General features: G+C 39.4%; 10 protein-coding genes. 8 read left to right on the forward strand and 2 right to left on the reverse strand.

The genetic code is table 11. From position 1 onward, the window contains the following. Position 1 precedes the first annotated feature (1 nt). The 5 genes from R3X26_RS02850 to R3X26_RS02870 all read left to right on the forward strand — a co-directional run bounded on the left by R3X26_RS02850 (position 2) and on the right by R3X26_RS02870 (position 4,913). Positions 2-904, forward strand: a complete 903-nt coding sequence (locus R3X26_RS02850; RefSeq protein WP_317715618.1) for a LysR family transcriptional regulator — start codon at positions 2-4, stop codon at positions 902-904. Between the two features lie 180 nt (positions 905-1,084). Continuing rightward, positions 1,085-2,056 carry a LysR substrate-binding domain-containing protein gene (locus R3X26_RS02855; RefSeq protein ID WP_317715619.1) on the forward strand — a complete coding sequence of 324 codons (972 nt, stop codon included), beginning with the start codon at positions 1,085-1,087 and terminating at the stop codon, positions 2,054-2,056. Positions 2,057-2,286: 230 nt separating this feature from the next. After that, positions 2,287-3,657, forward strand: coding sequence for an L-serine ammonia-lyase (locus tag R3X26_RS02860; protein WP_317715620.1), 1,371 nt, complete (start codon positions 2,287-2,289; stop codon positions 3,655-3,657). 77 nt (positions 3,658-3,734) lie between these two features. Beyond that, positions 3,735-4,250, forward strand: a complete 516-nt coding sequence (locus R3X26_RS02865) for a GNAT family N-acetyltransferase (protein WP_317715621.1) — start codon at positions 3,735-3,737, stop codon at positions 4,248-4,250. 192 nt (positions 4,251-4,442) lie between these two features. After that, a complete protein-coding gene (locus tag R3X26_RS02870) occupies positions 4,443-4,913 on the forward strand; it encodes a hypothetical protein (RefSeq protein ID WP_317715622.1) in 471 nt (156 codons plus the stop codon). Positions 4,914-5,101: 188 nt separating this feature from the next. Here R3X26_RS02870 and ggt read toward each other — a convergent pair whose 3' ends face one another. Beyond that, positions 5,102-6,847 (reverse strand): gamma-glutamyltransferase, encoded by a 1,746-nt coding sequence (ggt, locus tag R3X26_RS02875; protein WP_317715623.1) that lies wholly within the window; start codon positions 6,845-6,847, stop codon positions 5,102-5,104. Positions 6,848-7,576: 729 nt separating this feature from the next. Between ggt and tnaA the strand changes: the two genes are divergently transcribed. Together tnaA and R3X26_RS02885 are read left to right on the forward strand one after the other, a co-directional pair. Further along, positions 7,577-8,992, forward strand: coding sequence for a tryptophanase (gene tnaA, locus R3X26_RS02880; RefSeq protein ID WP_317715624.1), 1,416 nt, complete (start codon positions 7,577-7,579; stop codon positions 8,990-8,992). Positions 8,993-9,219: 227 nt separating this feature from the next. After that, on the forward strand, positions 9,220-9,840 hold the full coding sequence (locus tag R3X26_RS02885; protein ID WP_317715625.1) for a LysE family translocator: 621 nt from the start codon (positions 9,220-9,222) through the stop codon (positions 9,838-9,840). Between the two features lie 225 nt (positions 9,841-10,065). Here the strand turns inward: R3X26_RS02885 and R3X26_RS02890 are convergent, their stop codons facing one another. After that, complete coding sequence (locus R3X26_RS02890; protein ID WP_317715626.1) at positions 10,066-10,533, reverse strand: YhcH/YjgK/YiaL family protein; 468 nt, start codon at positions 10,531-10,533, stop codon at positions 10,066-10,068. 479 nt (positions 10,534-11,012) lie between these two features. Here R3X26_RS02890 and R3X26_RS02895 point away from each other — a divergent pair, with 479 nt between their 5' ends. Beyond that, positions 11,013-12,998 carry a peptidase U32 family protein gene (locus R3X26_RS02895; protein WP_317715627.1) on the forward strand — a complete coding sequence of 662 codons (1,986 nt, stop codon included), beginning with the start codon at positions 11,013-11,015 and terminating at the stop codon, positions 12,996-12,998. Positions 12,999-13,002: the final 4 nt, after the last annotated feature.

Raw genomic sequence — 13,002 nt, forward strand, 5'->3', positions numbered from 1 at the left:
TATGGACGAACGTGCATTAAAATATTTTGAGGTGGTGGCTAAAACGCAGAGTATTCGCGCAGCCTCTGAAATTTTGCACGTTTCTCCTTCAGCTATCAGTCGCAAAATAGTTCAGCTCGAATCTCAACTCGATGTTCGTTTGATGGATCGAGTGGGTCGCGGTATTCAGATAACAGAATCTGGAATATATCTTGCGAAATACATTAAAGATGTAAATAAAAGAAGAAATGTGCTTATTTCGCAAATCTCAGAACTTGAGCATTTGCAGACAGGCACGTTGAGAATTTCTGTTGGTGGCGGTTTTATTCCTGATTTGATTAATACCGTTATAGCTCAGTTTTCTCAAAAACATCCCGGCGTTAAATTGGTTTTACAGATTGGTGGTGGCGATGACGTCATCGATAGTATCAAGAATGAACAAGCGGATATTGGCTTGTTGCTCAATTCTAAACCTGATCCTAAGGTCGATATTCTATATTCTTGCCCATTTCAGGAATTAAGTTTACTTGTTCCCAACGCTAGTTCTTGGGCTGCATTAGACAAATGCACGCCAGAACAGTTAGCCGATATCCCATTAGCGTTACTTAATGACAGTTTTAGTATTCGCCGAGCCGTTGACTTGTATGAAGTGCGCCAACACATACGCTTGAAAACCTCGTTAGAGTGTAACTCTTTTGAAGCGTTAAAAAGCTTTGTTGAAGTGGGTTTAGGTGGGACTTTATTACCTAAAGTATGCGTAACAAAAGAGTTACGGGCAGGGCTCTTTACTGCTGTTGCAGTGGAGGGAATGCATGCCCTTGATACTTCTATAGATTTGGTTATGCGTAAGGGAAGAGTGCAAAGTGCTTCCACCCGAGAAATTCAATCTTGTATCATAAACAGCATGGATGCTTTTAATGTGTAGTGTTAGAGCTTAACGTTGGGTTAAGTCACTTTTTATCCGTCTGAACAATAGTGTACCGCTAAGCAATTTGCTCAGTGAGTTTACGGATTTGCTTGCTCTTATTAGACTAATCTTGTTATAACCAGTAATTCCATAGATAAGTGTTTGTCGGGCGATAATAGCCACAATAAGGATTCAACAATGAAGCTGCAGCAACTTCGTTATATTAGTGAGATACAGCGAAATGGGTATAACATCTCTTTAACCGCAGAGAAGTTATTTACCTCTCAACCTGGCATAAGCAAACAGGTTGCTTTGTTAGAAGATGAGCTCAGTGTACAAATTTTTGAAAGAAGTGGTAAACACTTGTCTGGCTCAACAGAGGTTGGCAAAGAGATCATTCATGAAGCAACAAAATTGCTGCATATAGAAGAGAGAATTCGGTCTATTTCTGCCAGTATGACCTCGCCAGATCAAGGTCGTCTGAATATCTATACGACCAATGCTATCGCCAAATTTCTGCTGCCTAACAGCGTGCATTATTTTATGAATCGTTACCCCAAAGTATCGCTTCATATGGGAACTATTGAACCAAGTTCGCGCGGTAAGACTTTACCTACTGGGCCATCGGATCTCTTTATTGTGGCTCAAGATGTTGAGGAACATACCGATTTAGTGATGTTGCCTGTCTATAAGTGGTCATTAAGCTTGATTGTTGCCTCGGACCATCCGCTCGCAACCGTTGAAAACATTACGCTAGAGCAAATTGCACAAGAAAAACTGATTAGCTATGAATTGAAATCGACAGGTCGCACCGCGATTGATAATGCCTTCCAGCAAAAAGGTCTTGATCCAAACTATATCGTGACCGCAATGGACGTTGACGTGATAAAAGAATACGTCAGTCTTGGTGTTGGGGTAGGAATCATTGCCTCGGTTGCGAAGCATACCATGGGCGATTCTATTACCGTTCGCTCTCTAGAAGGTTTGGTTCCGGATTGTTACGCATGGCTTTGCTATAATAAAAACATCTATTTACAGCGCTATATGTATGATTTTATAGAAAAATTTGCTCCGCATCTAACTCGAACAGTTATTGAAGAAACCGCGCATTTGTCTAAAGCTGAGTTATTAGAGCGGTTTGCTGACGTAAAATTAACAACCTATCGATAATAAGTTAACCAAAAAGGTCATTAAATATTCGAAGCGTCAATTACGTGCAGTTGAAATCAGTATGCACAACATTTGTAGTTTTGGCGGTTTATTGTTTGTAAGTTGCTCAATATGACAGTTGCGAAGCTGTCATTTTTTTATCGTTTATTTTATATTCGGCTCATTAAAAACGAGCCAGTATTACATGTGATGAACTCATCCACTTAATTTCACCTTAAAGAGTAAAGACAATGTTATCCATCTTTGATATCTACAAAATCGGTGTTGGTCCTTCCAGTTCACATACTAATGGACCTATGATTGCAGGTTTTGAATTTAGTCAAAAAATTGCATCTATTATCAATCAAGTGCATAAGATTAATATCAATTTGTATGGCTCATTATCACTAACCGGTCGTGGACATCACACCGATAGAGCCACGGTGATCGGTTTAATGGGTAACAAACCAGATAATATCAATATTGAGCAAGTTAACCAAAAATATGCTCACTGTGTTGAGAACAATCAATTAGTCTTACCACACGATCAAGTCATAACCTTTAGTTTTGAACACGATATTATCTTCCATTCTGACAACCTTCCATTGCATGAAAATGGCATGGTTATTTCGGCCTTTTCTTCAGATGGTAGCGAGTTAATTAACGAAACGTATTACTCGATTGGTGGTGGCTTTATTGCAACAGAATCAGAAATGCTCAATGGTTCGGATAAACAATCGGTTCAACTTGCGTTTCCTTTTAAATCTGCCGAAGAATTACTCAAACAAGCTGAGAAAAATGGCTACTGTATTGGTGGTTTAGTACTGAGAAATGAGCTCGCTTTTCGTGAACAACAACAGATTGATGATAGAGCAGAACAAATATGGCAGATTATGTCCGCGTGTGTTGATAAAGGATTGCAAACGGAAGGGATTCTGGAAGGGGGCTTAAACGTAACTCGTAGAGCGCCGGCGTTGTTAAAAAAGCTCGAAGCAAATCATGCGTTACATAGCGATCCTATGGAAATCATGGACTGGATTAATGTTTACGCTTTTGCTGTAAGTGAAGAAAATGCAGCGGGTGGTCAGGTTGTTACTTCTCCAACCAATGGTGCCGCAGGGGTTATTCCTGCCGTATTAATGTATTACCATACCTTTATCAAAGAACTTGATTTAAACCAGATTAAAGATTTTCTTGCGGTATCAGCAGCCATTGGTATGTTGTATAAAATGAATGCCTCTATTTCTGGCGCCGAAGTAGGGTGTCAGGGTGAAATTGGTGTTTCTTCTTCAATGGCGGCAGCAGGATTAACTGCGCTAAGAGGTGGCAGCAATGAACAAATATGCATTGCCGCAGAGATAGCAATGGAACATTCACTAGGAATGACGTGTGACCCTATTGGTGGCCTTGTGCAAGTTCCTTGTATTGAAAGAAATGCAATGGGCGCAGTTAAAGCGATAAATGCTTCCAGAATGGCGTTAAAAAGAACAAGTAAAGGTTTGATATCATTAGATAAAGTAATTGATACTATGTATCAAACTGGTAAAGATATGAACAAGAAATATCGAGAAACATCTTTAGGTGGTCTAGCGGTGATTCATTTTGCTCCACCGTGTGAATAAGCGGTATTAATGACCACATCAGTCTAGCCCGTTAGTCTAGTTAACCGTTAGCCAAGTTAATATGAGAGACAAGATGAATGAAATTTCAATACATTAAAGATAGTGATGTTTCAGATAGTCTAGATTTAAAATTACGGCACTTGTTGAGTCATTGCTTTGTTCAAAATAACGATTCGGAGATATTCAGCCAACAACGTTACTATAATGATATGCCACAACACCGTTATATCCTTTGGGCTGGTGATCAATTAGCCGCCCATATAGCGGTGCATGACAAACAAGTGCAGATAAATGAAATAGCGGTTCCTATTTGTGGGATAGCTGAAGTGTGTGTGACCGCAGAATATAGAAAGCAAGGTTTAGTTAAAAATCTGTTGGACAAAATTCATCTAGATCGGTTAGCGCAAGGTGATGCATTTTCAGTGTTATTTGGCGATGTTGAGGTGTACGGTTCCAGTGGTTATAAGAGTGTGAATAATCTGAAAGCACTGAACACTGATTATGTATGGACTGTGACGGGGCATACGATGGTTCGTCCACTCAATCAACACTGGCCGGTTTCGGAGGTTAAGCTGGTTGGCATTCCTTTTTAGCTGTCTACTTTGCGGTTAGTTTGTTAGCACAGTTTTGACTATTTCCGTTATAGTGGATGAGATGTTTAATTAGAGTAGCTGTTATAGCATTGTTTTCAAATATGAGAATTTATTATGTAAAATTCATTATATATTCAGCTTGATTGACGTGTTTAGATCCCATTCCATCGACTATCATTTTAGAGGTTTGCAATGAGCTGGACAATTTTAGGTACAACGCGTTATCTGTCAGAGTTTGGACTGAAACCGGTACGTAGCAGAATAAGTGTTGAAGACGGCACAATTTATCTCAGTGAGTTGTTGAAAGTTGACCCTAACAATATGATGAATTCTAACGGTTATGCTTATTATATTTGTAGTCAAAAAGAACAAGTCAAAGCCCTGTTGATTACAACGTCTATTGAAGATAAAAAATATCAGCAACAATCAGAATCTCTATTTAAACGATTAGTTAAAAGTTTAGTCAAACAAACGACAGCGGGCAGCATCAGTAAAGAGGTTGATCTAGTTCAGGATCACCTTGAACAAATTGGAGAGCATACTTTTAGGATTGAAAAAAATGTGGCTAATCATCCTAACTCATTGCGCTGTATTTTGAGCCTAACTGAAGATGCGGACGCAGCGAAAGGTTGGTTAGACAAAATTGATTTCCATGCTGAGTAATATTAGTAAGGTTATTATTGTCGAATTTAGTTAAAAGAAAAGGCCTGTTATCATTTAAGATAACAGGCCTTTTTAGCTATTTGACGGTTTTAATTTTTTATCAATTCTTAAAGATATATCGATTCTTAACGATATATTAATTTTCAACTGTTATCGCTATTAGAAGCTTAATCACCTAAAGTAGAAGCTTAATCACCTAAAGCTATTCCCTCGCGGCGTGGATCTGCAGCGCCAATTAACTGACCATCTTTAAATAAAATAGCCTGTAAGCCAGAATTTAAGTCACGGATATTAACTTTGAATCCCATCTCTTCAAGTGGTTGCTTGAACTTTTCTGCCGAGGTACCTTGTTCGATATCATAAGTGCCAAAGCGGTTTAGCATATGCGGCATATTAATCGCTTCTTGAATATCCATTCCCCAATCAAGGTGTGCCACCAAGGTTTGAGCAACATAACCGATGATTCTAGAACCGCCTGGAGACCCTATTGCCATATAAGGTTGATCATCTTTCATTACAATCGTCGGTGCCATTGATGAGCGTGGACGTTTGCCCGGTTCAATTCGATTAGCAATAGGGTAGCCATTTTTATGAGTGGCAAATGAAAAATCAGTCAGTTCATTATTTAGGATAAATCCATTACTCATCACCCGAGAGCCAAAACCGTTTTCTACAGTACTCGTCATTGAGATAATGTTACCTTGTTGATCGGCAATAACGATATGTGTGGTACTCGGTAGTTCAAGAGATTGATCATCTGCGAGTGCGACTTTATCTGCCCATGGTGGTTCACCTGGGCTAACCGTTTCTAATGCTTGTCCTTTTTTTATCAACCAAGCTCTACTGGCCAAATAGTCTTGGTCTAATAATCCTTCAGGAACAGGGACATAATCGGTATCGGCCATATATCGACCTCGGTCAGCGAAGGCAAGTCGGGAAGCGTCGCCCAGTATTTGCCAAGAAATTGGATCGTCTGGCCCCATTTCTCTCAAATCAAACCGGTTTGATATGCCAAGAATTTGCCCTATAGTTAATGCGCCTGAACTTGGTGGACCCATACCACAAATATCGTATTGTCGATAAGGGGCACAAGTTGTTGGTCGTTCTACGACACTATAATGAGTAAAATCGAGTTGAGAAAGATAGCCCGGATTATCGTCAATCCCGGTCACTTTGGCGATAATATCTTTGGCAATTTGACCTTGATAAAAAGCGCTTTCACCTTGTTTTGCTAAAGTGGTCAATGTTTGGGCATAAGCGGGGTTTTTCAAAAGACTGCCTTGCGATAAAGGCTCACCATCAGGGGTAAAAAAGTACGCTTTGGTTTCGGGGTATCGACTTAAACGATCTTTATCATTACGTATAGAAGAAGCTAACCGCTCGGATACAGCAAAGCCATTAGTTGCGAGTTTAGTAGCTGGTTCAAATAATTCGGCCCACTCTTTCTTTCCATACTTTTGGTGCATTGTTGCAATCAGTTTTACGGTTCCGGGTGTACCAACCGATCGGCCACCCACAACCGCATCATAAAATTTTAGAGGCTTGCCATCTTCGTCTTGGAATAATTCTGGCTTGACATTAAGCGGTGCAGTTTCTCTGCCGTCAAAAGTGGTCATCTTTTTAGTTTGTGCGTCGTAGTAAACCAAAAATGCGCCGCCCCCTAATCCAGAGGACTGTGGCTCAACTAGACCTAACACGGTTTGAACTGCAACTAACGCGTCGGCAGCGTTGCCTCCACTTTTCAATATGTTATAACCGGCTTGTACCGCTAACGGGTTTGCTGCCGCAACCATATATTGTTCAGCGACGACTTGCTGTTTAGCCGATACTTTACTGGTAAGTTCTGGAGCGACAGCGTCGGTGATTTGCTGTGCTGCGTTGGTGTTGATTGAAATAAGAAACAAACCAACTGAGGCGATTGATTTCTGGTACATATACGTCCTTATATGGTTATTAACTTGTCGAAATAAAGAAACTTCAAGCAATTGTTGTTCCAAATCTATTCAAATAAAAATCAACAAGTTATGCCGTTTTTTGTTATTAATCACTATTACTTGCTTCAATTAAGTGGTGTTGCACTCAATTAGTGAAAGTATAGCAGGGTATGATAATACTATCGTGGCGGTGGGATTAGTGTACAAGTAGGACAATTAATCATAGGTAATCTGCATAAACAGACTACCGATTGTTTGTGTTAATTGTTATTATCGTGGTGTTAAATCACCGGCATAGAGTAGCGTTCTTTGCCGTCTTATATTGCTAACCGAAACGAGAACACATAATGAACATGTACCTCAAATGGCAATCCACCTCTTTCCAAACCGTTATGGCGTGGTTTAACCTCGATCATAAGCTTTCTATTCTTTTCTTTATTCGATAGTTCATTTAGGCACTAGTTCTGTTGCCGTTCTAAAAGTTTGGCCATCTTGATTTTACGCAATTTAATATTGTTTTTGGCAAAGATATCTACTTTTTAGGAGTATCAAGTGAACGAGTACTTCAATAACGTACCTGGCAGGCATTGGTACAACGAAGATCATCGAATCTCGTACAATATGATGTTTAGTTGTTGATTAATCATCGGTTTTATAAGTTTTTTCTTATCAAAATTGATTTTTTAATTTTAAGTTCAATTCCGAACAAACAACAATTAAGGCATTATTATGGAAAATTTTAAGCATTTACCTGAACCATTCAGAATCCGTGTTATTGAACCAGTAAAACGCACTACTCGAGCGTATCGTGAATCCGCTATCGTAAAAGCAGGCATGAACCCATTTTTATTGGACAGTGAAGATGTGTTTATCGATCTACTTACCGATAGCGGGACAGGCGCGATAACTCAAGAAATGCAAGCGGCCATGTTCCGTGGTGATGAAGCGTACAGTGGCAGCCGTAGCTATTACGCGCTCTCAAACGCGGTTAAAGATATTTTTGGCTACGAGTTAACCATTCCAACTCACCAAGGGCGTGGTGCTGAACAGATCTATATTCCGGTTTTAATCAAAAAACGTGAGCTAGAGAAAGGCTTAGATCGTAATAAAATGGTGGCATTATCGAACTATTTTTTTGACACCACACAAGGACACACGCAAATAAATTGTTGTGTGGCCAAAAATGTGTATACCGAAGAGGCGTTTGATACCTCAGTAAATGCGGATTTCAAAGGTAACTTTGATCTGGAAAAACTAGAACAGGCGATCTTAGAGGTGGGAGCGCAGAATGTTCCTTATATTGTGAGTACAATTACTTGTAACTCCTCAGGTGGTCAACCGGTGTCGATTGCAAATTTAAAGGCGGTTTATGCCATTGCACAAAAATACGATATTCCAGTGATCATGGATTCAGCTCGCTATGCAGAAAACGCGTTTTTCATCCAACAGCGTGAAGAGGGTTATCAGGATTGGACCATTGAACAGATCACCAAAGAAGCATATAAATACGCTGATGGTCTTGCAATGTCAGCCAAAAAAGATGCCATGGTTCAAATGGGCGGGTTATTGTGTTTTAAAGATCAATCTATGATGGATGTTTTCACCGAATGTCGTACTTTATGCGTTATTCAAGAAGGCTTTCCAACCTATGGTGGACTTGAAGGCGGTGCGATGGAACGTCTAGCGGTTGGTTTATATGATGGCATGCGCCAAGATTGGCTTGCCTACAGGATTGGTCAAGTCCAATATTTGGTCGATGGATTGGAATCAATCGGCATCGTTTGTCAGCAAGCTGGCGGCCATGCGGCCTTTGTTGATGCGGGCAAACTGCTGCCTCATATTCCACCAGAACAATTCCCAGCTCATGCATTAGCATGCGAATTGTATAAAGTGGCAGGCATTCGCGCAGTGGAAATAGGTTCGTTGTTGTTAGGGCGTGACCCGTCTACAGGCAAGCAACATCCGTGTCCTGCAGAACTATTACGCTTAACTATTCCACGAGCCACTTATACTCAAACACACATGGATTTTATTATCGAAGCGTTTGAAAAAGTAAAACAGAGTGCACCGAAGGTGAAAGGGCTAGAGTTCACCTATGAGCCACCAGTGTTGCGTCATTTCACGGCTCAATTGAAAGAAGTGTAGTAGTTGTGGCTATTGATTAAAGGTTATTGCTTAAAGATAAACTTGATCAATAACTGCTATTGGCACTGTGTAGTGGTAATAATATTGGTTAACAATCATACAAAAATAGCGAGTGATAAACCGGTTTATTAATTAAGCCTTTTTCGCTCGTTTTTTTTGTATCTTTTTGTAATTAATATGGTTATTTTAATCAATCTTGAATATCAATTAGCGAAAAGGATATCGCAATGAATTGGGCTTTGTTAAGCGTTTTTATCCCCACATTTTTCTTTGTTTCAATTACTCCCGGCATGTGCATGACTTTAGCTTTGGGCTTAGGAATGAGCATAGGGTATAAGCGTACCTTATGGATGATGGCTGGAGAAGTGGTAGGGGTGGCATTGGTTGCTATTGCTGCTGTGTTAGGTATTGCTGCGGTGATGTTAAATTATCCATGGTTGTTTGTGGCGTTTAAAGCAATCGGTGCGGCTTATTTATTTTATCTTGGTATTCAAATGTGGCTGTCAAAAGGTAAGCTAGCCTTGAGTAGCGAAACTACGGATATTCCCGTAGGCAAGAATTGGGATTTAGTTGCACAAGGTTTTGTTACCGCGATTGCTAACCCAAAAGGGTGGGCGTTCATGGTTTCTCTATTACCTCCTTTTATTGATAATAGTAAGCCGTTAACTCTGCAACTGGCCTTGCTGGTATCCATTATTATGGTTTCAGAATTTGTCTGTATGACACTTTATGCCACTGGTGGTAAAGGGCTGAAACGCGTGCTAGGCCATTCGAAAAATGTTCGATTTATGAATAGAGTCTCGGGTACATTAATGATGGGCGTTGGTGTTTGGTTGTTTATGACATAACTGGTTACAGGTCTACTAGCGAAGACTAACTTGCTTAATCGATGTAAATATAACCCATTAGTGCATCTATTTAGTGAGCTTAGTCTGGTTGATTGAATAAACCGCATGCAAAAAATAGTGATTTTTTAGCTGCGGTTCAGCTAGCCATCATGTGCGTATTAGTTAGGTTACAAATAACCTAACTAAATCATTTCTAGTCTGCTATTACTTTAAGCTTGGCGGCTACTAAGCAAGAATGCTTTTGTTGATTTTTACGACCAGTTTGTTGATTTTTTTCGGGCTATCGATACACACCATCGGTCTGTGTGCTTGCTTAGGATAGAAAACCACAAAGTCACCGGCTTTTAAATCTACGAATTTTTCATCGATAACATTATCCACAAAGGCAACGTCATTGGTTGCTAACTGATCGTCAGTAATCGTTTCAAAACCTTTGAAGCTGTAACCAAATCTCTCTTCACCTTGCAATAGTATTTGAATGTCGATGAAGTCGTGGTGGATCTCAGAACGTCTCATGTCTAATGTTTCTGTTGTAACTTCTAAAGGAAGAACAAAAACATCATCTTGAAGGAAGAATTTTTCCGTTGGTAAGTCGTTATTTTTCACTTTTTCAGCAACGATATTGAGGATGTTTTGCAGTTCAGGATGAAGCTGTGACGATATATTAAGGTTATCTAAATTACCAATATGCATGTTTTTCTCTCATTGATTATAAGCAAAGATACTATTTGTTGTTTGAGCATATCAGGAATTTCCACCAGTACAAAAGAACTTGAGCCGTGTTTTCCTTTGAATTGACTAATAATTTATCTTGATCAAAAAACTGTCTAGACAGTATCGGGAAAAAGTAATACAATGTATATACAAAATATATATAGGAGATATAACAATGAAACCAATAATGATTAATAACCAATCTCTAGGTGTCATCGGGCGTATTTGCTTGTTTTCATTAACCGTTGTTATTTCGGTTTTAGCACTAGTATAGAATCGCACAACTGATCAGATACAACCCCATTGGCGCTTGTCGTTGATGGGGTTTTCTGTGTCTATTTAATATTATCTACAACACGCTCATACCTAAGTAAACCAAGCTTTATTTGATATGCCACAATAATTTTTTCTTGTAGCACAGTAAAATACCGCTTCTAAAATTGCAAAGTAGGTAAATCGTGGATAAAAGTCAATTTGAGTTGTTAGCACCAGGTGGAGATTTAGAGTCAATAAAAGCAGCGATTGTTGCGGGTGCTGATGCAATTTATTGCGGATTAGATAGGTTTAACGCCCGTAATCGAGCTGAGAATTTAAGTTTAGATAACCTTAATCAAGTGATAGAGGTTGCTCATAAGCATGACTGTAAGATTTTTCTGACTTTGAATATCATTATCCTAGAAAATGAAATCCCCGCCATTACTCGATTACTGAAAGAACTTGTCGATACCAAAGTGGATGGTGTTATCGTGCAAGACATCGGTTTGGCTTACATTCTTAAGCACTATTTTCCCCAATTAGATGTGCATGCTTCCACACAGTTAAACACTCATAATGAAGGGCAAATCCTTTTCATGCATCAATTAGGTGTCAGCCGAGTGAATTTGTCTCGAGAGTTAAACATAAAAGAGATCAAACGCTTAACACAGTTTGGCTTAAAGCATAATGTGTTAATGGAAGTGTTTGTGCATGGTTCATATTGCATTGGCTTTTCTGGCCTTTGCTATATGAGTTCGGCTCGCAATGGCGCTTCTGGCAACCGTGGTCGTTGTAGTCAGCCTTGTCGAGACCAATACCAAACCACCGAAGTAGGTAGCGATTACCCGCTGAATATGAAAGATAATTCAGCTTTCGGTGATTTACAGCAACTCGCCGACGCCGGTGTGTATTCGTTAAAAGTAGAAGGACGGATCAAGAAAGCGCACTACGTTTATACCGTGGTCGATAATTGGCGCAAACAAATTGATGCGTATTGTGATGGCAAAGATCTTCTTACCGATACCTCGGAACTTTATACTGTTTTTAATCGAGATTTTTCAGATGGTTATTTGCAGTCAGATATCAGTCGAAATATGTATATTAATCATCCTAGAGATAACGCTTCTAGGCACTTTGTGAAAATTTACGGAGTGACAGCGGAACAAGATATAAAGAAAGTACAGCAAGATCTATTTGATAAAAAAACGGCCATAATGCAAAAGGTAGAAGAAAAAACCAAAAACCTATTGCCCAATTCAGAACCAGTAAAAGCTCTGAGCTTGAAGGCTGGTGGCGTTAATACTATTCCTAAATTAACACCGCATACGGCAAGTGAAGATAACCAGAGATTGTCAGTATTAATTGCCAGCGAGGCTGATATTGCCCAAGTACAAGCCAATAATGTGGATGTCTATTTTGAATTACCTAATGCGTTGTCTAGTTCATTAACAACGTTGATTGAATTATTCCAACAAAATAGCAACTTGATCCCATGGTTTCCATCTGTGTTGATTGATAAAGATTATGATGCGGCACAAGAGTTTTTACATAAAGTGGCACCGGCACTTGTGGTGACTAATAATATGGGCGTCGGGCACATAGCGGCAGAAAAAGGCATTGCATGGATAGCCGGGCCACAAACGAATATTACTAACTCCTATGCGCTAAAATGTTTGAAAGAAGAATTTAATTGTAGTGGGGCGTTTATCTCTAATGAGATTACAAGAATTCAAATGAGGCGTTTAGTGCGTCCTGATAACTTTCAAATTTTGCACAGTATTTATCATCCTAATGGCTTGTTAACCAGTCGTCAGTGTTTGTTCCAACAAACCAGTGGCTGTAAGAAAATGAAAATTAATAGAGGGTGTTTACCTCGATGCGAAAAGTACACGTCGATTATTAATCTTAATCAGTCTGCGTACGTAATTGATAAACAAAAAGGTAATTTCAATACTATTTATGGCAACCAACATGTTTTTAACCCTAATGTTGTAAATGAATTGCCGGAGTTATTTACGGGTTTTATGATTGATCTAAGAGACATTAAGACTCATACAAGCGTCAAAGTCGACAAACCAGAACTCGTTACTATGTTTAACCAGTTTATCCACCGTCAAGAAAACAGTGTGCAACCACTACAGCAAAATATTGTGGGGACGGTTAATAACCAATATGTAAAAGGGTTATAGCGTT

The organism is Vibrio sp. TH_r3, assembly GCF_033101115.1.
GTDB lineage: Bacteria > Pseudomonadota > Gammaproteobacteria > Enterobacterales > Vibrionaceae > Vibrio.

Coding starts and splice junctions, on each gene's coding strand:
- tnaA (WP_317715624.1), top strand. CDS start 7,577: ATGGAAAATTTTAAGCATTTACCTGAACCATTCAGAATCCGTGTTATT.
- R3X26_RS02855 (WP_317715619.1), top strand. CDS start 1,085: ATGAAGCTGCAGCAACTTCGTTATATTAGTGAGATACAGCGAAATGGG.
- R3X26_RS02865 (WP_317715621.1), top strand. CDS start 3,735: ATGAAATTTCAATACATTAAAGATAGTGATGTTTCAGATAGTCTAGAT.
- R3X26_RS02885 (WP_317715625.1), top strand. CDS start 9,220: ATGAATTGGGCTTTGTTAAGCGTTTTTATCCCCACATTTTTCTTTGTT.
- ggt (WP_317715623.1), bottom strand. CDS start 6,847: ATGTACCAGAAATCAATCGCCTCAGTTGGTTTGTTTCTTATTTCAATC.
- R3X26_RS02870 (WP_317715622.1), top strand. CDS start 4,443: ATGAGCTGGACAATTTTAGGTACAACGCGTTATCTGTCAGAGTTTGGA.
- R3X26_RS02890 (WP_317715626.1), bottom strand. CDS start 10,533: ATGCATATTGGTAATTTAGATAACCTTAATATATCGTCACAGCTTCAT.
- R3X26_RS02850 (WP_317715618.1), top strand. CDS start 2: ATGGACGAACGTGCATTAAAATATTTTGAGGTGGTGGCTAAAACGCAG.
- R3X26_RS02860 (WP_317715620.1), top strand. CDS start 2,287: ATGTTATCCATCTTTGATATCTACAAAATCGGTGTTGGTCCTTCCAGT.